Source organism: Dyella ginsengisoli LA-4 (assembly GCF_000334915.1).
In the GTDB taxonomy this organism is placed as follows: domain Bacteria; phylum Pseudomonadota; class Gammaproteobacteria; order Xanthomonadales; family Rhodanobacteraceae; genus Dyella_A; species Dyella_A ginsengisoli_A.
Window position 1 is genome coordinate 79,113 of record NZ_AMSF01000024.1, and the last position, 21,519, is coordinate 100,631.

Below are 21,519 nucleotides of genomic sequence, written 5' to 3' on the forward strand. Positions count from 1 at the left end.
TTCGGGTCTTGTCCACCCCTCCAACCCGCCGAGGCCCCCGCATGTTCCCGAAGGATTGCACGATCGCCGGTTACGACCCCGAACTGGCCCAGGCCATTGCCGACGAAGGCCGCCGCCAGGAGGATCACGTCGAGCTGATCGCCTCGGAGAACTACGCCAGCCCGCGCGTGATGGAGGCCCAGGGCTCCAAGCTCACCAACAAGTACGCCGAGGGCTACCCGGGCAAGCGCTACTACGGCGGCTGCGAATACGTGGACGTGGCCGAGCGCCTGGCGATCGACCGGGTGAAGCAGCTGTTCGGCGCCGACTATGCCAACGTGCAGCCGCACTCCGGCTCGCAGGCCAACCAGGCGGTGTACTTCGCCCTGCTGCAGCCGGGCGACAAGATCCTCGGCATGAGCCTGGCGCACGGCGGCCACCTGACCCACGGCGCCAAGGTCAACCTGTCCGGCAAGATCCTCGACGCCGTGCAGTACGGCGTGGACGCCAACGGCATCGTCGACATGGACGAGGTCGAGCGCCTCGCCGTCGAGCACCAGCCGAAGATGATCGTGGCCGGCTTCAGCGCCTACTCGCAGGTGCTCGACTGGGCGCGCTTCCGCGCCATCGCCGACAAGGTGGGTGCGTACCTGTTCGTGGACATGGCGCACATCGCCGGCCTGGTCGCCGCGGGCGTGTACCCCAGCCCGTTGCCGTACGCCCATGTGGTCACCTCCACCACCCACAAGACCCTGCGCGGTCCGCGCGGCGGCATCATCGTGGCCAGCAACCAGGGCATGGGCGAGGCGGCCGAGGAGATCACCAAGAAGCTGCAGTCGATCGTCTTCCCCGGCATCCAGGGTGGCCCGCTGATGCACGTGATCGCGGCCAAGGCGGTGGCCTTCAAGGAAGCGCTGGAGCCGGAGTTCAAGGCGTACCAGCAGCAGGTGGTGAAGAACGCGCAGGCGATGGCCAAGACCATCATCGCGCGCGGCTACAAGATCGTCTCCGGCGGCACCGAGAACCACCTGATGCTGATCGACATGATCGGCAAGGGCGTCACCGGCAAGGACGCGGAAGCGGCGCTGGGCAAGGCGCACATCACGGTCAACAAGAACGCCGTGCCGAACGACCCGCAGAAGCCCTTCGTCACCTCCGGCCTGCGCGTGGGTACGCCCGCTGTCACCACCCGCGGCTACCTAGAGGCGGATTGCGTGGACCTGGCGAACTGGATCTGCGACGTGCTCGATGCGCCGAACGACGAGGCGGTGATCGCCGCCGTGCGCGCCAAGGTCGAGGCGCAGTGCAAGAAGTTCCCAGTCTACGGTTGAGCAAGAAGCGAGTGAAGAGGAGTGAGAAGTGAGAGAAAGACCGGCTTGAGGATTTCCTCTCACTCCTCACTTCTCAACTCTCACTCCTGATCCCCTATGCATTGTCCTTTCTGCCAGCACGAAGACACCCGCGTGATCGACTCGCGGCTCACTGACGACGGTGCCACCGTGCGGCGCCGTCGCGAGTGCCCGCAGTGCGGCGAGCGCTTCAACACCTTCGAGACCGCCGAGCTGAAACTGCCGGCGATCGTGAAGAGCGGCGAGCGGCGCGAGGCATTCGACGAGCGCAAGCTGCGCACCAGCTTCGAGCGCGCGCTGCAGAAGCGGCCGGTGGCCAGCCACGACGTGGACAACTCGGTGCGCGAGATCATCAACGACCTGCGCCGCAGCGGTGAACGTGAAGTGCCCTCGCGCCACATCGGCGAGCTGGTGATGCGCGAGCTGGGCAAGCTCGACCAGGTCGCCTACGTCCGCTTCGCCTCGGTCTACCGCCGTTTCGAGGATGTGCAGGCGTTCCGCGAGGAGATCGAGAAGCTCGAGCGCGACCTGCCGGAGCTGGAAAAGCTGCAGCTGTCGCTGCTCGGCGACGGGGCGATCAAGCGCGGCAAGAAGAGCTGATCGGCGGCCGCCGGGCGAGGAGAGAGATGTTCGTCGCGATCTACCGTTGGCGTATCGACCCGGCCGGCGAGCACGACTTCGTCGCCAACTGGCATCGCATCACCCGGCGCGCTCTTGTCGCGGGCTCTGGTGGGTCGAGCCTGTTCAGGGACGCCGAGGGTTGCTGGGTCGCGATTGCTCGGTGGGAGTCGCGCCAGGCGCGCGATCGCTTCCTTCAATCACTGGCCAGCGACGCGGCCGACGCCGCGCAGAACGAGCGGGCACGGGCGGCGGTGCTGCAGCGCTTTCCGGACCAGGAGCTCGATGGCGTCCTGGACTGCTGGGCGCCGTTGCCGGCGAGTCGCGCCGCGGAAGACTGCTGATGGCATTCACCGCGACCGACCACCGACACATGGCGCATGCGCTCGCGCTCGCCGAGCGCGGGCTGTTCACCACCCAGCCGAATCCGCGCGTCGGCTGCGTGATCGCCCGCGGCGACGCCGTGGTGGGCGAGGGCTGGCACCAGCGGGCCGGCGGCCCGCACGCCGAGGTGTTCGCCCTGCGCGACGCCGGCGAACGGGCGCGCGGCGCCACCGCCTACGTCACGCTGGAGCCATGTGGCCTGCACGGCCGCACACCGCCGTGCGCGGATGCGCTGATCGCCGCCGGCGTCAATCGCGTGGTGGTCGCCGCCGAGGACACTTCGCAGGCCGAAGGCGCGGGTCTGGCCCGGCTGCGCGCGGCGGGCATCGCGGTGGAGTCCGGCCTGATGCGCGAACCGGCGCGCGCGCTTAACCCCGGGTTCTTCAGCCGTATCGAGCGCGGCCGGCCGTATGTGCGGGTGAAGCTGGCGATGAGCCTGGACGGACGCACCGGGCTGGCCAACGGCGCCTCGCAGTGGATCACCGGCGAGGCGGCGCGCGCCGACGGCCAGCGCTGGCGCGCGCGCAGCTCGGCGATCCTGGCCGGCAGCGGTACCGTGCTGGCCGACAATCCACGCCTGACCGTGCGCCTGCCCGCAGGCGAGGACTTCACCCCGCCGCTGCGCGTGCTGCTGGATCGCGACCTGCGCATCCCCGCGCGCTTCCACGTGATGGACGGCAGCGCGCCGACGCTGCTGCTGCATGACCGGGTGATCCCGTCGCCGGTGCCGGTACCCGAAGGCATCGAGCATGCCGGGGTGGCGGTCGACGGCAACGGGCGGCTGGCGCTGGACGAGATCCTCGCCCTGCTCGCAGGGCGCGGTGTCAACGAACTGCACGTCGAGGCCGGTCCGCGCCTCGGGGGCGCGCTGTTCGCCGCCGGTCTGGCCGACGAACTGCTGCTCTACGTCGCGCCGACCTTCCTCGGCGACCAGGGGCGCCCGCTGATGGAGTTGCCGCCGCTGACCGAGATGAGCGAGCGCTGGCAACTGCATGTCATCGACCAGCGCAGCATCGGCCCGGACTGGCGCCTGCGCCTGCGGAGCGCGGCATGAGCTCTCCGCCGCTGGACGCCGTGCGCTGGGGCGTCATCGGCTGCGGCAGCGTCACCGAGGTGAAGAGCGGTCCGGCCCTGCAGCGCGCTGCCCATTCCTCTCTCGTGGCGGTGATGCGCCGCGACGGCGCCAAGGCGCGCGACTACGCGCAGCGCCATGGCGTGCCGAGGTGGTACGACGACGCGCAGGCGCTGGTCGACGACCCGGCTGTCAACGCGGTCTACGTCGCCACGCCGCCGTCCACCCACAAGGCCCATGCGCTGATGGCGATCGCCGCCGGCAAGCCGGTCTACGTGGAAAAACCGATGGCGCTGGATGCGGCCGAATGCCAGGCGATCATCGATGCCGGCCGGGCGGCGGGGGTGCCGGTATTCGTGGCGTATTACCGCCGCGCGTTGCCGCGCTTCCGGCGGGTGCGCGAGCTGCTGGATGCCGGGGCGATCGGCACGCCGCGCTCGGTGCACGTGTCGCTGCACCAGCCGCTGCATCCGCGCTACACCGATCCGGCCGGTTCGCACTGGCACGTGCAGCCGATGATCTCCGGCGGCGGCCTGTTCATGGACCTGGGCTGCCACACGCTCAACCTGCTGGACTGGCTGTTCGGCCCCATCGCTACCGCGAAGGGGCTGGCCACCAACCAGCTCGGCGCCTATGCCGCCGAGGACAGCGTGGCGATGGGCTACGCCTTCGCCAGCGGCCTGGTCGGCACCGGCCTGTGGCAGTTCGGCAGCTTCCGCTACGAGGACCGCATCGAGATCACCGGCGACCGGGGGCGGCTCGCCTTCGCCACCTTCGGCGACGGCCCGATCGTGCACGAGACCGCGCAGGGCAGCGAAAGCTTCCACGAGGCCAACCCGCCGCACATCCAGCAACCGCTGATCGAGACCATCGTGGCCGAACTGCGCGGCGAGGCGGGTGCCTGCCCGTCCACTCCGGAGGCGGCCCTGCGCACCGCGTGGGCGATGGACCAGGTGCTGGCCGACTGGCGCACGGCGACCGGGCAGGCGATCGGCATATAGGGGCGCCGGCGGGTTGATCCGAGGACGCTGGCGCGTGCGGCGGTGGCGACGCGCTGTTCACCCGGATGGACGCTGCCGGGCGGGGCTGTGCGGGGCTTGGTGCTAGAATCCGCCGGCCGGTTCGCCGGCAAGACAATTCAGCGACGTCTTCAGGGCGGGGCGAAACTCCCCACCGGCGGTAGGTGCCTTCGGGCACGAGCCCGCGAGCGCTCGCGACGCCCGTCGCGAGGTCAGCAGATCCGGTCCAAGTCCGGAGCCGACGGTCACAGTCCGGATGAAAGAAGACGGCCAGTGCGGCGCCTCCCGTGGGCGCTGCGCCTGCCTCATGCCTTGGGGCGTTCTCGCTTGTGCCTTGAGGAGAACGTTTCATGTTTACCGGAATCATCCAGAGCGTGGGCCGCATCGTGCGGCTGGAGCCCCGTGGCGGTGACGTGCGGCTGCACGTGGATACTGCCGACCTCGACCTCGCCGACGTGCAGCTGGGCGACTCGATCGCCGTCTCCGGCGTGTGCCTCACCGCGGTGACGCTGGACGCGCGCGGCTTCAGCGCGGACGTGTCCAACGAGACGCTGTCGCGGACCACGCTCGGCCGGCACAAGGCCGGCGACCCGGTGAACCTGGAGAAGGCGCTGCGGCTGGCCGACCGGCTCGGTGGCCACCTGGTCTCCGGCCATGTCGACGGCGTCGGCAAGGTCGTGGCGATCACGCCGGACGGCCGCTCGCAGCGCTGGAGCTTCGAGGTGCCGCCGGCGCTGGCGCGCTACATCGCTGCCAAGGGCTCGGTGTGCATCGACGGCACCAGCCTCACCGTGAACGAGGTCGACGGCACCCGCTTCGGCGTGAACCTGATCCCGCACACGGTCGAGCACACCGCCTTCCACGCGCGCCGCGTCGGCGACGCAGTGAACATCGAGGTGGACGTGATCGCGCGCTACGTCGAGCGGCTGATCGGTGGCGGACAGGCGTCCGGCATCGACGTCGATTTCCTCAAGCAACACGGTTTCGCCTGAGGGCGAGGAGTGAGGAACGAGCAGTGAGAAATGAGAGAGGGCAAAGCCGGAGCGCACCCATGCTTTCTCTCACTTCTCACTCCTCTTCACTCACTTCTCGCTCGCCGCTCCTCGCTCATTTCCCCTTCCCAAGGTTCACCCCCATGAGCTTCAACACCATCCCCGAAATCCTCGACGACATCCGCGCCGGCCGCATGGTCGTGATCCTCGACGACGAGGACCGCGAGAACGAGGGCGACATCGTCATGGCCGCGCAGATGGTGCGGCCGGAGGACGTGAACTTCATGGTGCGCGAGGCGCGCGGCCTGCTTTGCCTGACGCTGACCGAGCAGCGCACGCGCCAGCTCGGCCTCAAGCCGATGGTCAGCGACAACACCTCGCCGTACCACACCAACTTCACCGTCTCGATCGAGGCGGCCGAGGGCGTCACCACCGGCATCTCGGCGCACGATCGCGCCCGCACCATCCAGGTGGCGGTGAAGTCCGACGCGAAGCCGCAGGACCTGTCCCAGCCGGGCCACGTGTTCCCGCTCACCGCGCAGCCGGGTGGCGTGCTGACCCGCGCCGGGCATACCGAAGCCGGCTGCGACCTCGCCGCGCTGGCCGGGCTGGAGCCGGCCTCGGTGCTGATCGAGATCCTGCACGAGGACGGCTCGATGGCGCGCCGCCCCGAGCTGGAAGTGTTCGCGAAGAAGCACGGCCTGAAGATCGGCACCATCGCCGACCTGATCCGCTACCGGCTGGAGACCGAGAAGACCGTCGAGCGCGTGCACGAAGAGGAGGTGCAGACCGAGTTCGGTCCGTTCCGCCTCGTCGCCTACCGCGACGCGATCCGCCGCGGCCTGCACTTCGCGCTGGTGCGCGGTACGGTGGACGACGGCGCCCCGGTGCTCAGCCGCGTGCACGTGCGCAACACCCTGTCCGACGTGCTGCACCTGACCCGCGACGACCTCGGCCTGACCGTCACCGCGGCGCTGCGCCGGATCGCCGACGAGGATCGCGGCGTGCTGCTGGTGCTGTCCGGCGAGGACACCGCGGAGGCCCTGCTGGCGCGGCTCAAGGGGCAGCCGGCGACGATCAGTGCGGAGGATGCGCAGCACAACCAATGGCGTCAGCTCGGTTTGGGCGCGCAGATCATGGCGGACCTGGGCGTACACCGGCTGCGGGTGATCGGCACGCCGCGCAAGCTGGTCGGCCTGGGCGGGTTCGGGCTGGAGGTGGTCGAGTACGTGTGAGCGAGAAGTGAGTGGAGAGGAGTGAGGAGTGAGAGAAGGCATTCAGTGCCGACCGGCAACCCATCGCCCGGTAGACCGCTGCCGGCCCTCTCCGTGACACTCCGCATCCACATGCTCCACTCTCACTTCTCACTCCTCTCCACTCACTCCTAAGCTTTCAACCCATGCCCCGCATCCGCCTGATCGCCCCCTCCGGTTACCCCGCCGACCCCGCCGCGATGACGCGCGGCGTGGCGCGCCTGCGCGCGGCCGGCTACGCGGTGGAGAACGAGGCGGTGCTGGGGCGGTCGATGCAGCGCTTTGCCGGCAGCGACGCCGAGCGCGCGGCCGACCTCAACGCGCTGGCCGACGCGGAAACGCTGCCGGATATCGCCCTGGTCACCCGCGGCGGCTACGGCGCAGCGCGGCTGCTGGAACACCTGCACTACGACGCACTTCGCGAGCGGCTGGCCGGCAGCGCGCTGGCGATGGTCGGTCACAGCGACTTCACCGCGGTGCAGATGGCCCTGCATGTGCGCAGCGGTTTGGCCACGCTCGCTGGCCCGTTGCTGGCCGACCTGGGTGCGGAGCCGGAAGACGGCGAGACCCTGTCGCAGTTCCGCCAGGTGCTGTCCGCGCCGTCCGCCGAGGTCACCTGGGCTTGCAACGGCGATGCCCGGCTGGATGTCGAGGGCACGCTGTGGGGCGGCAACCTCGCCGTGCTGTGCAGCCTGCTCGGCACGCCGTATTTCCCGCGGATCGACGACGGCATCCTGTTCGTCGAGGACGTCGGCGAGCCGCCGTTCCGTATCGAACGGCTGCTTTACCAGCTGCACCTGTCCGGCGTGCTCGGCCGCCAGCGGGCGCTGTTGCTGGGCCGTTTCAGCGATTGCCGGCCCGGTCCGCGCGACAACGGCTACACGCTGGAGGCGGCGTTCGAGCAACTGCGCGCGGTGGCCGGCATTCCGGTGATCGACGGCCTGCCGCACGGCCACGGCCCGGGCCAGCTGACCCTGCCGTTCGGTGCGCCGGCCCATCTGCGGGTCGAGGGCCCGACCGCCCGGCTGGCCTTCTCCGGCTATCCCCATCACGGCTGAGCCACCCCGCCGCGAGCGGGGGGCGCCGCAAACCCGTAAAATGCGCGGTCTGCCCCGGGCCGCGCGCCCACCGAGGACGACTGCATGAAAACCATCGAAGGCAACTTCGCCACGCCCAAGGGCCGCTTCGCCATCGTCGCGGGCCGCTTCAACGGCTTCGTGGTGGAGCCGCTGGTCGCCGGCGCGCGTGACGCGCTGGTGCGCCATGGCGTGAAGGACGACGACATCGAGCTGATCCGCGTGCCGGGCGCCTGGGAAATCCCGCTGGCCGCGCAGAAGGCGGCCGCCTCCGGCAAGTACGCTGCGGTGATCGCGCTGGGCGCGGTGATCCGTGGGGCCACCCCGCACTTCGACTACGTCGCCGGCGAATGCGCCAAGGGCCTGGCCAAGGCCGGCATGGATACCGGCGTACCGGTCGCCTTCGGCGTGCTGACCACCGACTCTATCGAGCAGGCCATCGAGCGCTCCGGCACCAAGGCCGGCAACAAGGGCGCCGATGCGGCGCTGGCCGCACTGGAGATGGTCAACCTGTACGGGCAGCTGTGATGGCGCCCCAGGGTTCGGGCATCGACGCCAACGCGCGCTCGCGTGCGCGCCGCCGCGCGCTGCAGGCGCTGTACGCCTGGCAGTTGTCGGGCAGCCACATGAACGCGGTGATCGAGCAGTTCCGCCACGAGCAGGACATGGAAGTGGCCGATCTCGAGTACTTCGAGGACCTGCTGCACGGAGTGGAAGCGAACGTCGAGCAGATCGACGCCAGCCTGCGCCCGCACCTGGATCGCGAGGTGGCCCAGGTCGATCCGATCGAGCGCGCCGCATTGCGCCTGGCGGCCTACGAGCTGGCGCATCGTCCGGACGTGCCGTACCGCGTGGTGATCAACGAGGCGATCGAGGTCACCAAACGCTTCGGTGCCGACCACGGCCACAGCTACGTCAACGGCGTGCTGGACAAGCTGGCCGCGCAGCTGCGCACGGTGGAGAAGCGCGGCTGATGCGCGGCGTGCTGGTGCTCGGCTCGGCTCCGTCGGCGCCGGTGCTCGAGACGGCGCGCCTGCGCCTGCGCCAGCACCGGATCGACGACCTGGAGGCGCTCCACGCGATCTGGTCCGATCCGATCGTCTACCGCTGCATCGGTGGCAAGCCGGCGACCCGGCAGGACGTCTGGTTCCGCCTGCTGCGTTACGGCGGCATGTGGCCGATGCTCGGCTACGGCTATTGGGCGATCGAGGACAAGGCGACCGGCCTGTTCGTCGGGGATCTCGGCTATGCCGACTTCCAGCGCGAGATCGAACCGCCGCTCGACGGCATGCCCGAACTCGGCTGGGCGGTGGCACCGGCCTTCCATGGTCGCGGTTACGCCAGCGAGGCGCTGGCGGCAGTCACCGCCTGGGGCGATGCGCACTTCGGTCCGCACCGCGATGTCTGCATCATCTCGCCGGACAACCCCGCCTCGATCCGTGTGGCGGAAAAGGGCGGCTTCCGGCACCGGTACGACACGATGTTCAACGACGCGCCGATCGGCGTGTACGCGCGCGACGTGCCGGCCCCGGGCGCGCGCTGATGGAATTCCGACTGATCGACCGCCTGCAGGCGCTGACCGCGCAGGCGCGCGACGACGTGCGGCTGGGCATTGGCGATGACGCGGCCCTGCTGGCCGTGCCGGCCGGCCAGGAGCTGGCGGTGGCGATCGACACGCTGGTCGAAGGCGTGCATTTCCCGCCCGGCACGGCGCCGGCCGACATCGGCTGGAAGGCGCTGGCGGTGAACCTGTCCGATCTGGCCGCGATGGGCGCCACGCCGGCCTGGGCGCTGCTCGCCCTGACCTTGCCGGCCCAGCCCGCCGACGCGCAGCAGGACCTTGTCGACGGGCTTGCCGAGGGATTCGCGCAGCTCGCGCGCATGCATCGCGTGGCGCTGGTCGGCGGGGATACCACGCGCGGGCCGTTCGCATTGTCGGTGGCGGTGCACGGCTTTGTGCCGCCGGGGCAGGCGTTGCGACGCGACGGCGCGCGCGCAGGCGACTTGGTGTTCGTCACCGGTACGCTGGGTGATGCAGCCGCTGGCCTGCAGCGGCTGGCACCGGTCACGGATTCCGACGAGGAAAAGCGCCGCGTCGGGCTGCGGACCCGGCTGAATCGCCCCGAGCCGCGGGTCGCCGCCGGCCTCGCCCTGCGTGGTCGGGCCAGTGCCTGCATCGATGTGTCCGATGGCCTGCTCGCCGACCTGGCTCATGTCTGTGCGGCCAGCGGCGTGGGTGCCGAGGTCGACGCGGCCCTGCTGCCGCTGTCCTCCGCCTTGCTGGGCTGCTGTGATGCGGCGGAAGCCTGCGATTTCGCCTTGTCCGGCGGGGACGACTACGAACTGTGTTTTGCCGTGCCGCCTGCGCGGGCCGGCGAGGTGCAGGCCGACCTGGCCCGGCTCGGCTGCGGTGCCACCCGCATCGGCCGCATCGTCGAAGGCGCCGGTGTGCGCGTGCGCGGCATCGATGGCCAGTGGCTGGTGCCCGCCCGTACCGGCTGGGACCATTTTCCGGACGAGACCGCCCACCCATGATCGCCATGGATCGCAAGACCCTCACGCCGGCGCAGCGCCGCGAGCTCATCGCCTCACCCGCCGGCTGGATCGCCTGCGGCTTCGGCTCCGGCCTGGTACCGAAGGCGCAGGGCACGGCCGGATCGTTGCTGGCGATCCTGCCGTGGCTGTGGATGCGGCAGTGGCCGCTTTCCGTCTACGCCTGGGTGGTCGTCGTCGTGTTCGTGGTGGGCATCTGGGCCTGCAACGTGGCCGGCCGCAAGCTGGGCGTGGACGACCACCGCGCACTGGTGATCGACGAGTTCGTCGGCCAGTGGATCGCGCTGGTACCGGCGATCCTCGCGCCATGGTGGATGGTGCTGGTCGGCTTCGTGCTGTTCCGCCTGTTCGACGTGGGCAAGCCGTGGCCGATCGGCTGGCTGGATCGCCGGCTCAAGGGGGGGCTCGGGGTGATGGTGGACGATGTGGTTGCCGGGCTCTTCGCCGCCGTCGCGCTGGGTTTGCTGGCGCGGACGATCGGCATGCCGCTGCCCTGGCGTTGACGTTGCCGGTGGCATCCTTCGCCGCCTGACCGCTTCACGGGAGACTTGCCATGCATTACCGCCGCATGGGCCGCACCGGCCTGAAACTTTCCGCCTTCTCGTTTGGCGCCTGGGTCACTTTCGGTCGCCAGGTCGGCCGCGCGCAGGCGCGCGAGCTGCTGGCGCTGGCTTACGACCGCGGGGTCAACTTCTTCGACAACGCCGAAACCTACAACGCCGGCGACGCCGAGGAGCTGATGGGCGACGTGCTGGCCGACCTGCGTTTCCCGCGCGACAGCTACTGCGTGTCGAGCAAGGTGTACTTCGGCGCGACAACGGACCCGAAGCCGACCCAGCGCGGGCTGTCGCGCAAGCATGTGATCGAGGCCTGCCACCAGGCGCTGGCGCGGCTGAAGGTCGACTACCTGGACCTGTACTTCTGCCACCGCCCGGACCCGGAGACGCCGATCGACGAGACCGTGGCGGCGATGGACCTGCTGGTGCGCCAGGGCAAGGTGCTGTACTGGGGCACCAGCGAGTGGCCGGCCGAGGCGATCGAACAGGCCCATCGCATCGCACGGGCGCAGCACATGGCCGAGCCGGTGGTCGAGCAGCCGCAGTACAACCTGCTGCATCGCGACCGGGTCGAGCAGGAATACGCCTCGCTGTACGAGAAGTACGGCATGGGCACCACGATCTGGTCGCCGCTGGCCTCTGGCCTGCTCACCGGCAAGTACCGCGACGGCGTGCCCGACGACGCCCGACTGAACCAGCCCGGCTACGAGTGGCTGCGTGACGAGCTGCTGGACAAGGGGCGCGGTCGCGTGGCGCGGGCGCAGCGGATCGAGCCGATCGCCCAGGAGCTGGGTGTGTCGATGGCCCAGCTGGCACTGGCCTGGTGCCTGGCCAACCCGCACGTGTCCACCGTGCTGCTGGGCGCCAGCAAGACCGCGCAGCTGGCGCACAACCTGGACACGCTGGACCTGCTGCCGAGCCTCGACGAGGAAACCCGGCGGCGGATCGAGGCGGCGATAGCCTGAGCGGCCGCCGGTCGCGGGTTCAGCCGCCCAGGGTCAGCGCCGTGCCCGCGTCGATCAGCGGGGCGGCGATCAGGATGCGGGCCACGATCAGCACCAGCATCACCACCATGGGCGAGAAATCGAGCGTGCCGGCGGTGAGCTTGCCGCGCAGCGGCCGCAGCAGCGGCTCGACGATGGCCGCGGCCATGCGCATCAGCGGCTGGTACGGATCGACCTGCAGCATGCTCAGCAGCGACCAGCCGAAGATCAGCACCAGGTAGAACAGCAGCACGAAGTCGATCAGGTCGGCGGCCCCCAGCAAAAGCAGGCCGGCGATGTGCGGCGCCACACCCATCAGGGCGAACAGGGTCGCGCGTTCCAGCACCATCACCAGCCACGCCAGCAGCAAGGCAGCGAGATTGATCCGTCGCCAGTTCGGAATGACTCGCCGCACCGGCGCCAGCACCGGGTTGGTCGCCTTGTACAGGAACTGGCTGAGCGGGTTGTGGAAGTCGGCACGGGACGCCTCGGCCAGCAGGCGCAGCACGAACAGCGTGGCCACCAGGCTGAAAACCAGCTGGAGGATCACCGAGAGGGCATTGAGCAGGTAGGTCACGTCGGTCGTTCCGGGCTCAGGTCTTGTCCAGTTCCGCCGCCAGTTCTCCGCCGCGACGGGTGGCGGCGGCCACGGCATGCGCCACGATACCGGCGAGATTGTCCCGCGCGAAGCTCTCCAGTGCCGCCTGGGTGGTGCCATTGGGCGAGGTGACCCGCCGTCGCAGCTCGGCCGGGGCCTCGCCGCTCTCGGTCAGCATGCGTCCGGCGCCCAGGCAGGTCTGCGCGGCCAGGGCGCGGGCGGTGTCGCGGTCCATGCCCTGGGCCACGGCGGCATCCTCCAGCGCCTCGACCATGGCGAAGAAATAGGCCGGGGCCGAGCCGGCGATGCCGGTCACCGTATCCATCAGCGCCTCGTCGTCGACCCAGCGGGTCAGGCCGGCGGCGTCCAGGATGTGCTGCGCCTGCGCGCGCTGCGGCGGGCTGACGCGGGCGTTGGCGCACAGGCCGGTGGCGCCGGCGCCGATCAGGGCGGGGGTGTTGGGCATGCAGCGCACGATCGGCAGGGCGCCGAACCAGCGCTCGAGCTGGTCGATCCGCACCCCGGCGGCGATCGAGATCAGCAGCGGGCGCTGGCGCTGGAAGACTTCGCGCAGCTCCTCGCGGATCGCCGGCATGATCTGCGGCTTGACCGCCAGCAGCACCACTTCGGCGTCGGCGGCGGCCTGCCGGTTCTCGGCGTAGGCCGCCACCCCGAACTCGCGCGACAGCGCCTGGCGCCCCTCGGCCTGCGGGTCGGAAACGGCGATCGAGGAGGCGGCCATGCCGGTCCGGATCAGGCCGCCGATGAGGCTGCGGGCCATGTTGCCGCCACCGATGAAGGCGATGCGTGTCATGTTCGCTCCTTTGCAGATCGTCAGCCGGTTACCTTAGCGCACCTGCCCGTGCATGCGTTGCAAAACCGCCGTCCAGGGCTGGTCGCGGCGGCACGGCGGCGAGTAGTATCGAGCCGTTGCGGAGGGGGGGAGTCCGGGTCGCTTCGGGTCGTCGGCGCTGCGCGGTCACTGGCCGCGGGAGCGGTCGGGGACCGGGTCCGACCGCATCGGCCACCCCGTGCTGCTGTCATTCCAGACGATCGGTTTTGAGGGGGAAGTACCCGATGGATATCGCCGAACTGCTCGCCTTCTCGGTGAAGAACAAGGCATCTGACCTGCACCTGTCGGCGGGACTGCCGCCGATGATCCGGGTCGACGGCGACGTGCGCCGCATCAACATACCGGCGCTCGAGCACAAGCAGGTGCACTCGCTGATCTACGACATCATGTCGGACAAGCAGCGCCGCGACTACGAAGAGTTCTACGAGACCGATTTCTCGTTCGAGATTCCCGGTCTGGCGCGCTTTCGCGTCAACGCGTTCAACCAGAACCGCGGTGCCGGCGCGGTGTTCCGCACCATTCCCTCCGAGGTGCTCACGCTGGAAGACCTCGGTGCGCCGAAGATCTTCCGCGAACTGATCGAGCAGCCGCAGGGCCTGATCCTGGTGACCGGACCGACCGGCTCGGGCAAGTCCACCACGCTGGCGGCGATGGTCGACCACATCAACAAGTCCGAGTACGGGCACATGCTCACGATCGAGGATCCGATCGAGTTCGTGCATACCTCGCAGAAGTGCCTGGTCAACCAGCGCGAGGTGCATCGCGACACCCATGGCTTCAACGAGGCGCTGCGCTCGGCGCTGCGCGAAGACCCGGACTACATCCTGGTGGGCGAGCTGCGCGATCTGGAGACCATCCGCCTGGCGCTGACCGCCGCGGAGACCGGACACCTGGTGTTCGGCACGTTGCACACCAGTTCGGCGGCCAAGACGGTGGACCGCATCATCGACGTGTTCCCGGCCGGCGAAAAGCCGATGGTGCGCTCGATGCTCTCCGAGTCGCTGCGCGCGGTGATTTCGCAGTCGCTGATGAAGAAAGTGGGCGGCGGCCGCATCGCGGCGCACGAGATCATGGTGGGCATCCCGGCCATCCGCAACCTGATCCGCGAAGACAAGGTCGCGCAGATGTACTCGTCGATCCAGACCGGCCAGCAGTACGGCATGCAGACGCTCGACCAGAATCTGCAGGATCTGGTCAAGCGCGGCCTGGTGGCGCGCCAGGAGGCGATGACCTACGCCAAGAACAAGGACATCTTCAAGTAAGCCGGCGACGGCCGGTCGGCGCCCGCCGCGCCGCCGCTGCCGCCCGTACCCGCGTCCGCACCGAGCCCTATCGTCTCCCGGAGGAGACCTGCCATGAGCGACTTCGATTTCACCTCGTTCCTCAAGCTGATGGTCCACAAGAAGGCCTCGGACCTGTTCATCACGGCCGGCGTGGCGCCCTCGATGAAGGTGCAGGGGCGTATCGTGCCGATCACCCAGAGTCCGCTCAGCCCGCAGCAGTCGCGCGACATGGTGCTGAACATCATGACGCCCTCGCAGCGCGAGGAGTTCGAGAAGTCCCACGAGTGCCAGTTCGCCATCTCGGCGCAGGGCGTGGGCCGTTTCCGCGTGTCGTGTTTCTACCAGCGCAACTGCGTGGGCATGGTGCTGCGCCGGATCGAGTCGAAGATCCCGACCATCGAGGAGCTGACGCTGCCGCCGGTGATCAAGCAGCTGGCGATGACCAAGCGCGGCATCATCATCTTCGTCGGCGGTACCGGTACCGGCAAGTCGACGTCGCTCGCATCGATGATCGGCTACCGCAACCAGAACTCGACCGGGCACATCATCACCATCGAGGACCCGATCGAGTACGTGCACAAGCACGAGGGCTGCATCATCACCCAGCGCGAGATCGGCATCGATACCGACAGCTGGGACAACGCGCTGAAGAACACCCTGCGCCAGGCGCCGGACGTGATCATGATCGGCGAGGTGCGTACCCGCGAGACGATGGAGCACGCGATCAACTTCTCCGAGACCGGCCACCTGTGCCTGTGCACGTTGCATGCGAACAATGCCAACCAGGCGATGGACCGCATCCTGCACTTCTTCCCGGAAGACCGCCGCCAGCAGCTGTTCATGGACCTGTCGCTGAACCTCAAGGGCATCGTCGCGCAGCAGCTGATCCCGACGCCGGACGGCAAGGCGCGCCGGGTGGCGGTGGAAGTGCTGCTGGGCACGCCGCTGGTGCAGGACTACATCCGCCAGGGCGAGGTGCACAAGCTCAAGGAAGTGATGAAGGAGTCCACCAACCTCGGCATGCGCACCTTCGACCAGAGCCTGGTCGAGCTGTACCACGCCGGCGAGATCTCCTACGAGGACGCGCTGCGCCACGCCGACAGTTCCAACGAGGTGCGTCTTCGCATCAAGCTGGCCCAGGGCGGCGATGCGCACACGCTGTCGCAGGGGCTGGAGGGTGTGGAGCTGGAGGAGTCGCGCGACCGTCAGCAGTTCGGCGGTGGATTGCTGCAGCGCTGACCGATTCACGCGGCTGGTAAAGAAAAAGGCGCCCGCAGGGCGCCTTTTTCATGGGCGGATGCCGCTCGGTCAGTCGTCGTGGCCGGTGATCTTCAGGCCGCTGGTGTCGACGCTCTTCACGCCCTTCACCTTCATCGCCACTTCCTTGGCGGCGGTGATCTCCGAGTCGCCGGAGACGGTGCCGCTCAGCGTGACGTGGCCGTGCTTGGTGGTGACCGAGATGTCGGTGGCGTCGACGCCCTTGGTGGTGGCGAACTCCGACTTCACCTTCGTCGTGATCCAGGTGTCGGACGTAGCACGCTCCATCTGGTGCATGTCGGACTTCATCTCGGTCTTGGCCGAGGTGTCCTGCGCGCTCACCTGCGCCACGGGCAGGGCGCCGAAAGCCGCGATCAGGGACAGGGCGATCAGGTTCTTGCGGATCAGGGAATGGCGCATGGGGACTCTCCTTCTGTCGTGATGGCTTGGCCCGGAGGCCACCGGATGCCCGGTTGGCGTCCGTGGAGCCATGGCAACAGCGGCGCCGTGAAGGCCTCGTCGCCCGCCCTCGCCGGCGTTCAGCGGACCATCAAGCATGCGAAGACGCCGGTCACGTCGTGTGCACGAAAAAACAGGGGCGCCCGAAGGCGCCCCTGCAGTGCGTTCCAGCGAGCCCGGAGTGTCGTTACTTCCACTCGGTCTGGCTGGTGATCACCAGGCCGTCGCCATCCACATGGGCTTCGGAAGAGATCGACTGGACGCGTGCCGCCTGCGCCTGCATCGCCGACAGCTGCGCATGGGTGCGCGCGGCGGCCTGCTGTCGTGCGGAGGCCGCGGCGGCGGCGTCCGCATCGTTGCCGCCGGCCTTGGCCATGGCCTCGCTCATCGCCGCCAGGCTGTCGGCCTTGTCCATCATCAGCTTCACCCAGGACTGGTACATCGCGCCGTCCAGGTGCAGTCGCATCATCTGCCCGGCATCGCCACCGGGCTGCTTGAGCGTGTCGGCCAGCTTGGCGTCCTCGCCGGTGCCGATGCCCAGCGCAAGCGCCTTCTCGCCCATCGCGATCCAGCCCGGCTGCGACAGGATGCGGGTCATGTCCGCCGGCAGGGCGACCGGCGTGCCATCGGGGCTCACCTTCAGCTGCGCCAGCGCGGGCGTCATCATCTGTCCCATCGCCAGCAGGCCGGTCGGGTTCTTGGTGCCGACCACGATGCGGCCAGTGAAGCTGGGCATGCCATGGCCATTGCCGGCATCCAGGCTGTCCAGCGCGATGCGCACGCCAAGCAGGTCGCCAAACGGCGGGATCGCGGCTTTCTGCATCGACGGTCCGAGCTTGGCGAACCCGTCGTTGAGGTCGGCCAGGGCCGGGCAGGTGAACGGCTTGGCCGCCACCGCATCGGCCTGCGCGCTCCAGAACGTGCGCAGTTCGGTCACCGGCAACGCGAAGCTGACGTCGAACGGCGCGCTGCCGTCGGCGCCGAGGCCGGGCAGGGCGACCTTCAGCCCGGAGAAGGCCTGGGTGATGTCGCTGGCCAGCGACAGGTCCATGCGCATGTCCTGGTGCTTGGCGTCCAGGCGGGTGTAGCCGAAGCTCAGCGACGGCACGCGCGCGGCGATGCGCCCGGCGTCCGTTTCGCACGAGGCCGGGATCTGCATCTGGTTGGCCACCGGCTCGCCGGTCTTGGCCGACTCGGTCTCGGCGTGCGCCTTGAACATGGCCATGAACAGCGGGTCCTTGCCACTGGCGATCAGCGGCAGCAGCCGGGTCAGGTCGACCAGGCCGACGGCCTGCTTGCCGTAACCCTTGGCCTTGGCCAGCGTGGCCAGGCGGCCGTCGTCCTGCAGGCTCTTGGCCGGGCGATCCAGCCCCAGCGCCTCTCGCAGCAGGTGGTCGGAAACGTCGGCCGGCAGCAGCGCGGCGACAGCCTGCTTGCCGACCACGGCGAGGATCAGCTCGGTGCCGGACTCCTTCGACACGTAGCGGCGGTAGCTGGTGCTGCCGACCTTGGCGACCTCGAGCTTCTTGCCGTAGGCGGCCTCCAGGCGACCGACGAACGCGTCGAAGGCGGCCGGGTCGCTCAACTGGAAGCGTGCCACCGGGGCCAGCCCGAGGCCGTAGAAGGCCGAGTAGCCCTTGGTGTCCAGTCCGGTGTTCTTGGCGAACTGCTCGATGGTCTTGCCGTCGAATTCGCTGGCAAAGGCGCGCAACAGATTGGCCGCATCCGGATCCTTGGCCTTCAGCTCGTCGGCCGCCGCCTTCATCTGGGCAACCTGGGCCGGCAGCTGGGCATTGGCCTGGGCGAACAGCGCCTCGCGCGTGCTGTCATCGAGCACGTCGAGGTTGGCGGCCACGTACGGCGTGTCGGCCGGCACGAACGCCAGCGGTGCATCCTTGTCCTTGTGGCTGCAGGCGGCCAGCAGGATGCCGGTCACGCCCAGCGCCAGTGCGCGCTTCATCGGTCGCATAGTCTTCCCCATTTGAGTGTGGTCTTGCGGCATCCATTATGCCGCCTCGTGGTTTGCCCTTCGTGTCTCAGCGTGCGAGCAGCTCGCTGAGCACCGCCATCCGCGTGAATACCCCGTTGCCGACCTGTTCCAGGATGCGCGACTGCGCGCCATCGGCCACTTCCGGGGCGATCTCGATGCCGCGGTTGATCGGCCCCGGGTGCATCACCAGGCAACCCTTGCGGGCCATGGCCAGGCGGCGGGTATCCAGCCCGAACTGACGGAAGTAGGCCGTCTCGTCGGGCAGCTCGGTCTGCGCCATGCGCTCCTTCTGCAGGCGCAGCATGATCACCGCATCGACGCCCTCGATCGCCTGGTCGAAATCGTCGAAGAAGCGGCACTGCGGGAATTCGTCGGTCTCCGGCATGAGTGCCGACGGGCCGCACAGGCGGATGTCGGGTACGCCCATGGCGGCCAGTGCGTGCACGTCCGAGCGCGCCACGCGCGAGTGCTTGACGTCGCCGCAGATGACGACGCTGAGGTTCTCGAAATCGGGGCGGTGCTGGCGGATGGTCAGCAGGTCCAGCAGGCCCTGGGTGGGGTGGGCACGGTTGCCGTCGCCGGCATTGATCACCGACACGCCGCTCATCGCGTGGCGCACCAGCTCGTCCGGGGTGCCGGACTCCTTGTGCCGCACCACGATCGCGTCCAGATGCATCGCCTCGAGCGTGTGCAGGGTGTCGTAGAGCTCCTCGCCCTTGTTGGCGGAGGAAAAGCCGATGTCGAAATTCACCACGTCGGCACCCAGCCGGCGCGCCGCCAGCTCGAACGAGGTGCGGGTGCGGGTGGATGGCTCGAAGAAAAGATTGAGTACGGTGCGGCCGGACAGCACGTCGATCTTGCGGGTGCCGTGCGCACAGGCGTCGCGCAGCGACACCGCGCGGTCCAGCAGACGCTCGATGGTAGGGCGCGACAGGTTTTCCAGCGTGGTGAGGTGGCGCAGGCGTGAGCTCATGGCGGTCCGGTCGGCGAGGTGGGAGGTCAGTGGGACGGGCCGGCCTCGGCCAGCCAGCGTTCGAGGATGACGGCGGCGGCCTCGGCGTCGATGCGCGCGCCGTCGCGCCGCTTGCGGAGTCCGGCGGCGCGGGCATCGGCAAAGCGCCGCGAGGCCTCGCGGGAGCTGTGGCGTTCGTCGACCAGGGTGACCGGCATGCCGTAGCGCGCACGCACGGCCTCGGCGAAGCGCCGCGCCAGTCGACTGGCCGGTTGCTCGCGGCCTTCCAGGTCCAGCGGCAGGCCGACGACCAGGGTATCCGGCGACCAGCCCTGCTGCAGGCGGTCCAGCGCGTCCCAGTCCGGGTGCCCGTCGCGCATGGGGACTGTATCGAGCGCACGCGCGCTGCCGGTGATGCGATTGCCGACGGCCACGCCGATCAGCTTGCTGCCGACGTCGAAGCCCAGCACGCAGCTCATCGGGTGGCGCTCACGCGTGTCCGGCGTAGCCGGGCAGCTGCAGCGGGTCCAGCCCCATCAGGCCGGCGGCCGCGCTCCAGCGCTCGTCCAGCGGGGTGTCGAAGATGATCCGGTCGTTCGCCTCGACGGTGAGCCAGGCGTTGTCCTTCAGCTCCTGCTCGAGCTGCCCGGCACCCCAGCCGGAGTAGCCCAGCGCGAGCAGTGCCTGGCGGGGCCCCTCGCCGGCGGCCATCGCCACCAGGATGTCGCGCGAGGTGGTGATCGACCAGGCCTCGTTGACGCGGAAGCTGGATTCCCAGTGGCCATGCTCCCGGTGCAGCACGAAGCCGCGCTCCTGCTGCATCGGGCCGCCGATCAGCACCGGCGCGTCGGCCAGGTCGAGATCGGTGCACTCCAGTTTCATCTGCGCCAGGATGTCGCCGAGGCGGTATTCGGACAGCTGGTTGATCAGCAGGCCCAGCGCTCCGTCCTCGTCGTGCTGGCACAGCAGCACCACGCCGCGCGCGAACGGGCCGTCGGTGAGGCTGGGCATGGCGATGAGGAAATGCCCGGCGAGCGAGGAGGGAGGCGAGAGCTGCATGGCCGCCATTGTAGTCGCCGGCGCGCCGCGCTGCCTGCCCGGCGGAAAAATCACTTGTTGCGCAGGACGTCGCCGGGCAGGAACTGCCAGGTGCGGGTGATGTAGAGCTCGTCCACGCCCTTGTCGCGCGGGATCGGCGGGAACGGCGCGGACAGCCGCACGATGCGCTGCGCGGCAGCATCCAGCAGCGGTGAGCCGGAACTCTGGATCACCTTGATGCTGATGACGCTGCCGTCGCGGTCCAGGCCGACGGTGAGGATCAGTTCGCCGTGCAACTGGCGGCGCCTGGCCTCTTCCGGGTAGTTCAGGTTGCCGACGCGCTCCACCCGGTCGGACCAGCCGCGGATGTAGCTGGCGTAGGCGTATTCGCGAGTATTGGCCGAGATGTACTTCTTGCGCGGCCGCTTGGCGTAGGCCTCGTTGCGGTTGCGCAGTTCGGCGGCGAGCTGGGCGATCTCCTGGCGGCGCTGCAGTTCCGCCGCGCGGTCGGCGGGGTTGCTGTCCATCGGTCGCCGCTCGCTGCCGGCATCCACGGTGAAGCGGCTGTCACCCCGGGTGGTGACCATGCGGTCCGGCCGTGGCGGCTGCGGCGCCGGGGTGGCGTCGTCCACTGGCGCCGGTGCCACGCCCGGGGTCGGCTTGGGCAGCGGCCCGCTGAAAGCGTTGGAGGGGCGTTCGGCACGATCGCTGGTGCCGCCGCCGCGATTGTTCGCCTGGGCCAGGAAGTCGGCCTTGTCCGGCGCTTCCCGGTTGGCCACATTCACCAGGGTCACGTCCAGCGTGGGCAGGCTCGGCTTGGGTTTGACGAAGTCGAACGTGATGCCGAGCAGCAGCACGCCGTGCAGCACCAGCGAAAAGAGCAGGGTGGCCCCGATCATGTCGGGGCCGGTGGCGCGTTGGGCGGGGCGACTCACTTAGACACGGCTTCCTGGGCTGTCTGTTCGATCGCGTCGAACAGGGTCCCGGCAATGTTAAGGCCGAACTGGGCGTCGAGCTCACGCACGCAGGTCGGCGATGTGACGTTGATCTCGGTCAGGTAGTCGCCGATCACGTCCAGGCCGACGAAACGCAGGCCACGGCGGCGCAGCTCCGGGCCGATCTCGGCGGCGATCCAGCGGTCACGGTCGGACAGCGGCACCCCCTCGCCGCGACCGCCGGCCGCCAGGTTGCCACGGAACTCGTTGCCCTGCGGAATCCGCGCCAGCGCGTACGGCACCGGCTCCCCCCCCACCC

General features: G+C 69.3%; 24 protein-coding genes, 1 pseudogene and 1 riboswitch. Of the genes and pseudogenes, 16 read left to right on the top strand and 9 right to left on the bottom strand.

All coding sequences use genetic code 11. The features are described 5' to 3' along the window. The first annotated feature begins 41 nt into the window (after positions 1 to 41). From glyA to C693_RS0106980, 14 genes are all read left to right on the top strand, one after another. Entirely contained in the window at positions 42 to 1,310 is a 1,269-nt protein-coding gene (gene glyA / locus C693_RS0106915) for a serine hydroxymethyltransferase (protein ID WP_017461528.1), read from the top strand. 96 nt (positions 1,311 to 1,406) lie between these two features. Next, complete coding sequence (nrdR, locus tag C693_RS0106920) at positions 1,407 to 1,928, top strand: transcriptional regulator NrdR (protein ID WP_026107242.1); 522 nt, start codon at positions 1,407 to 1,409, stop codon at positions 1,926 to 1,928. A gap of 26 nt (positions 1,929 to 1,954) precedes the next feature. Next, entirely contained in the window at positions 1,955 to 2,290 is a 336-nt protein-coding gene (locus tag C693_RS21295; protein WP_017461530.1) for an antibiotic biosynthesis monooxygenase, read from the top strand. After that, positions 2,290 to 3,384 carry a bifunctional diaminohydroxyphosphoribosylaminopyrimidine deaminase/5-amino-6-(5-phosphoribosylamino)uracil reductase RibD gene (ribD, locus tag C693_RS0106930; RefSeq protein WP_017461531.1) on the top strand — a complete coding sequence of 365 codons (1,095 nt, stop codon included), beginning with the start codon at positions 2,290 to 2,292 and terminating at the stop codon, positions 3,382 to 3,384. Before C693_RS21295 ends, ribD begins: the two co-directional genes overlap by 1 nt. After that, complete coding sequence (locus tag C693_RS0106935) at positions 3,381 to 4,403, top strand: Gfo/Idh/MocA family protein (protein WP_017461532.1); 1,023 nt, start codon at positions 3,381 to 3,383, stop codon at positions 4,401 to 4,403. The genes ribD and C693_RS0106935 overlap by 4 nt, the downstream gene beginning before the upstream one ends. Positions 4,404 to 4,544: 141 nt before the next feature. After that, a riboswitch (FMN riboswitch) is annotated at positions 4,545 to 4,693 on the top strand. Between the two features lie 78 nt (positions 4,694 to 4,771). Continuing rightward, positions 4,772 to 5,413 (top strand): riboflavin synthase, encoded by a 642-nt coding sequence (locus C693_RS0106940; protein ID WP_017461533.1) that lies wholly within the window; start codon positions 4,772 to 4,774, stop codon positions 5,411 to 5,413. A 143-nt stretch (positions 5,414 to 5,556) separates the two neighbouring features. Continuing rightward, positions 5,557 to 6,648 carry a bifunctional 3,4-dihydroxy-2-butanone-4-phosphate synthase/GTP cyclohydrolase II gene (gene ribBA / locus C693_RS0106945; protein WP_017461534.1) on the top strand — a complete coding sequence of 364 codons (1,092 nt, stop codon included), beginning with the start codon at positions 5,557 to 5,559 and terminating at the stop codon, positions 6,646 to 6,648. Between the two features lie 164 nt (positions 6,649 to 6,812). Continuing rightward, a complete protein-coding gene (locus C693_RS0106950; protein ID WP_026107243.1) occupies positions 6,813 to 7,724 on the top strand; it encodes an LD-carboxypeptidase in 912 nt (303 codons plus the stop codon). A gap of 84 nt (positions 7,725 to 7,808) precedes the next feature. Next, positions 7,809 to 8,270, top strand: coding sequence for a 6,7-dimethyl-8-ribityllumazine synthase (ribH, locus tag C693_RS0106955; protein ID WP_017461536.1), 462 nt, complete (start codon positions 7,809 to 7,811; stop codon positions 8,268 to 8,270). Continuing rightward, complete coding sequence (gene nusB, locus C693_RS0106960) at positions 8,270 to 8,716, top strand: transcription antitermination factor NusB (RefSeq protein WP_017461537.1); 447 nt, start codon at positions 8,270 to 8,272, stop codon at positions 8,714 to 8,716. Before ribH ends, nusB begins: the two co-directional genes overlap by 1 nt. Continuing rightward, complete coding sequence (locus C693_RS0106965; RefSeq protein ID WP_017461538.1) at positions 8,716 to 9,285, top strand: GNAT family N-acetyltransferase; 570 nt, start codon at positions 8,716 to 8,718, stop codon at positions 9,283 to 9,285. Before nusB ends, C693_RS0106965 begins: the two co-directional genes overlap by 1 nt. After that, positions 9,285 to 10,277: a thiamine-phosphate kinase gene (gene thiL / locus C693_RS0106970; RefSeq protein WP_017461539.1), complete on the top strand. Its 993-nt coding sequence runs from the start codon at positions 9,285 to 9,287 to the stop codon at positions 10,275 to 10,277. The genes C693_RS0106965 and thiL overlap by 1 nt, the downstream gene beginning before the upstream one ends. Further along, on the top strand, positions 10,274 to 10,798 hold the full coding sequence (locus C693_RS0106975) for a phosphatidylglycerophosphatase A family protein (RefSeq protein ID WP_017461540.1): 525 nt from the start codon (positions 10,274 to 10,276) through the stop codon (positions 10,796 to 10,798). The genes thiL and C693_RS0106975 overlap by 4 nt, the downstream gene beginning before the upstream one ends. Positions 10,799 to 10,848: 50 nt before the next feature. Further along, on the top strand, positions 10,849 to 11,817 hold the full coding sequence (locus C693_RS0106980; RefSeq protein WP_017461541.1) for a potassium channel beta subunit family protein: 969 nt from the start codon (positions 10,849 to 10,851) through the stop codon (positions 11,815 to 11,817). A 19-nt stretch (positions 11,818 to 11,836) separates the two neighbouring features. Here the strand turns inward: C693_RS0106980 and C693_RS0106985 are convergent, their stop codons facing one another. Together C693_RS0106985 and proC are read right to left on the bottom strand one after the other, a co-directional pair. Continuing rightward, a complete protein-coding gene (locus tag C693_RS0106985; RefSeq protein ID WP_017461542.1) occupies positions 11,837 to 12,412 on the bottom strand; it encodes a YggT family protein in 576 nt (191 codons plus the stop codon). Positions 12,413 to 12,428: 16 nt separating this feature from the next. Further along, entirely contained in the window at positions 12,429 to 13,247 is an 819-nt protein-coding gene (proC, locus tag C693_RS0106990) for a pyrroline-5-carboxylate reductase (protein WP_017461543.1), read from the bottom strand. Between the two features lie 263 nt (positions 13,248 to 13,510). On the opposite strand from proC, the gene C693_RS0106995 reads away from it, so the two are divergent. After that, on the top strand, positions 13,511 to 14,548 hold the full coding sequence (locus C693_RS0106995; RefSeq protein WP_017461544.1) for a type IV pilus twitching motility protein PilT: 1,038 nt from the start codon (positions 13,511 to 13,513) through the stop codon (positions 14,546 to 14,548). A 93-nt stretch (positions 14,549 to 14,641) separates the two neighbouring features. Continuing rightward, a complete protein-coding gene (locus C693_RS0107000; protein ID WP_017461545.1) occupies positions 14,642 to 15,808 on the top strand; it encodes a PilT/PilU family type 4a pilus ATPase in 1,167 nt (388 codons plus the stop codon). A 69-nt stretch (positions 15,809 to 15,877) separates the two neighbouring features. Here C693_RS0107000 and C693_RS0107005 read toward each other — a convergent pair whose 3' ends face one another. The 7 genes and pseudogenes from C693_RS0107005 to C693_RS0107035 form a co-directional block, all read right to left on the bottom strand. Beyond that, positions 15,878 to 16,246, bottom strand: coding sequence for a BON domain-containing protein (locus tag C693_RS0107005; protein ID WP_017461546.1), 369 nt, complete (start codon positions 16,244 to 16,246; stop codon positions 15,878 to 15,880). 226 nt (positions 16,247 to 16,472) lie between these two features. Continuing rightward, positions 16,473 to 18,254 (bottom strand): hypothetical protein, encoded by a 1,782-nt coding sequence (locus tag C693_RS0107010; RefSeq protein ID WP_017461547.1) that lies wholly within the window; start codon positions 18,252 to 18,254, stop codon positions 16,473 to 16,475. 67 nt (positions 18,255 to 18,321) lie between these two features. Beyond that, complete coding sequence (locus tag C693_RS0107015; RefSeq protein WP_017461548.1) at positions 18,322 to 19,248, bottom strand: aspartate carbamoyltransferase catalytic subunit; 927 nt, start codon at positions 19,246 to 19,248, stop codon at positions 18,322 to 18,324. A gap of 26 nt (positions 19,249 to 19,274) precedes the next feature. Continuing rightward, entirely contained in the window at positions 19,275 to 19,706 is a 432-nt protein-coding gene (ruvX, locus tag C693_RS0107020; protein WP_017461549.1) for a Holliday junction resolvase RuvX, read from the bottom strand. 10 nt (positions 19,707 to 19,716) lie between these two features. Beyond that, on the bottom strand, positions 19,717 to 20,295 hold the full coding sequence (locus C693_RS0107025) for a YqgE/AlgH family protein (protein ID WP_017461550.1): 579 nt from the start codon (positions 20,293 to 20,295) through the stop codon (positions 19,717 to 19,719). Positions 20,296 to 20,336: 41 nt separating this feature from the next. Continuing rightward, positions 20,337 to 21,200 (bottom strand): TonB family protein, encoded by an 864-nt coding sequence (locus tag C693_RS0107030; protein WP_017461551.1) that lies wholly within the window; start codon positions 21,198 to 21,200, stop codon positions 20,337 to 20,339. Continuing rightward, positions 21,197 to 21,519 (bottom strand): annotated as a pseudogene (locus C693_RS0107035) (glutathione synthase); the annotation flags it as partial. The pseudogene C693_RS0107035 and the gene C693_RS0107030, both read right to left, overlap by 4 nt.

Coding starts and splice junctions, on each gene's coding strand:
- ribBA (WP_017461534.1), top strand. CDS start 5,557: ATGAGCTTCAACACCATCCCCGAAATCCTCGACGACATCCGCGCCGGC.
- nusB (WP_017461537.1), top strand. CDS start 8,270: ATGGCGCCCCAGGGTTCGGGCATCGACGCCAACGCGCGCTCGCGTGCG.
- ribD (WP_017461531.1), top strand. CDS start 2,290: ATGGCATTCACCGCGACCGACCACCGACACATGGCGCATGCGCTCGCG.
- proC (WP_017461543.1), bottom strand. CDS start 13,247: ATGACACGCATCGCCTTCATCGGTGGCGGCAACATGGCCCGCAGCCTC.
- C693_RS0106975 (WP_017461540.1), top strand. CDS start 10,274: ATGATCGCCATGGATCGCAAGACCCTCACGCCGGCGCAGCGCCGCGAG.
- C693_RS0107015 (WP_017461548.1), bottom strand. CDS start 19,248: ATGAGCTCACGCCTGCGCCACCTCACCACGCTGGAAAACCTGTCGCGC.
- thiL (WP_017461539.1), top strand. CDS start 9,285: ATGGAATTCCGACTGATCGACCGCCTGCAGGCGCTGACCGCGCAGGCG.
- C693_RS0106965 (WP_017461538.1), top strand. CDS start 8,716: ATGCGCGGCGTGCTGGTGCTCGGCTCGGCTCCGTCGGCGCCGGTGCTC.
- C693_RS0106995 (WP_017461544.1), top strand. CDS start 13,511: ATGGATATCGCCGAACTGCTCGCCTTCTCGGTGAAGAACAAGGCATCT.
- C693_RS21295 (WP_017461530.1), top strand. CDS start 1,955: ATGTTCGTCGCGATCTACCGTTGGCGTATCGACCCGGCCGGCGAGCAC.
- C693_RS0106940 (WP_017461533.1), top strand. CDS start 4,772: ATGTTTACCGGAATCATCCAGAGCGTGGGCCGCATCGTGCGGCTGGAG.
- C693_RS0107005 (WP_017461546.1), bottom strand. CDS start 16,246: ATGCGCCATTCCCTGATCCGCAAGAACCTGATCGCCCTGTCCCTGATC.
- C693_RS0106950 (WP_026107243.1), top strand. CDS start 6,813: ATGCCCCGCATCCGCCTGATCGCCCCCTCCGGTTACCCCGCCGACCCC.
- nrdR (WP_026107242.1), top strand. CDS start 1,407: ATGCATTGTCCTTTCTGCCAGCACGAAGACACCCGCGTGATCGACTCG.
- glyA (WP_017461528.1), top strand. CDS start 42: ATGTTCCCGAAGGATTGCACGATCGCCGGTTACGACCCCGAACTGGCC.
- ribH (WP_017461536.1), top strand. CDS start 7,809: ATGAAAACCATCGAAGGCAACTTCGCCACGCCCAAGGGCCGCTTCGCC.
- C693_RS0107000 (WP_017461545.1), top strand. CDS start 14,642: ATGAGCGACTTCGATTTCACCTCGTTCCTCAAGCTGATGGTCCACAAG.
- C693_RS0107010 (WP_017461547.1), bottom strand. CDS start 18,254: ATGCGACCGATGAAGCGCGCACTGGCGCTGGGCGTGACCGGCATCCTG.
- C693_RS0106935 (WP_017461532.1), top strand. CDS start 3,381: ATGAGCTCTCCGCCGCTGGACGCCGTGCGCTGGGGCGTCATCGGCTGC.
- C693_RS0106980 (WP_017461541.1), top strand. CDS start 10,849: ATGCATTACCGCCGCATGGGCCGCACCGGCCTGAAACTTTCCGCCTTC.
- C693_RS0107025 (WP_017461550.1), bottom strand. CDS start 20,295: ATGGCGGCCATGCAGCTCTCGCCTCCCTCCTCGCTCGCCGGGCATTTC.
- ruvX (WP_017461549.1), bottom strand. CDS start 19,706: ATGAGCTGCGTGCTGGGCTTCGACGTCGGCAGCAAGCTGATCGGCGTG.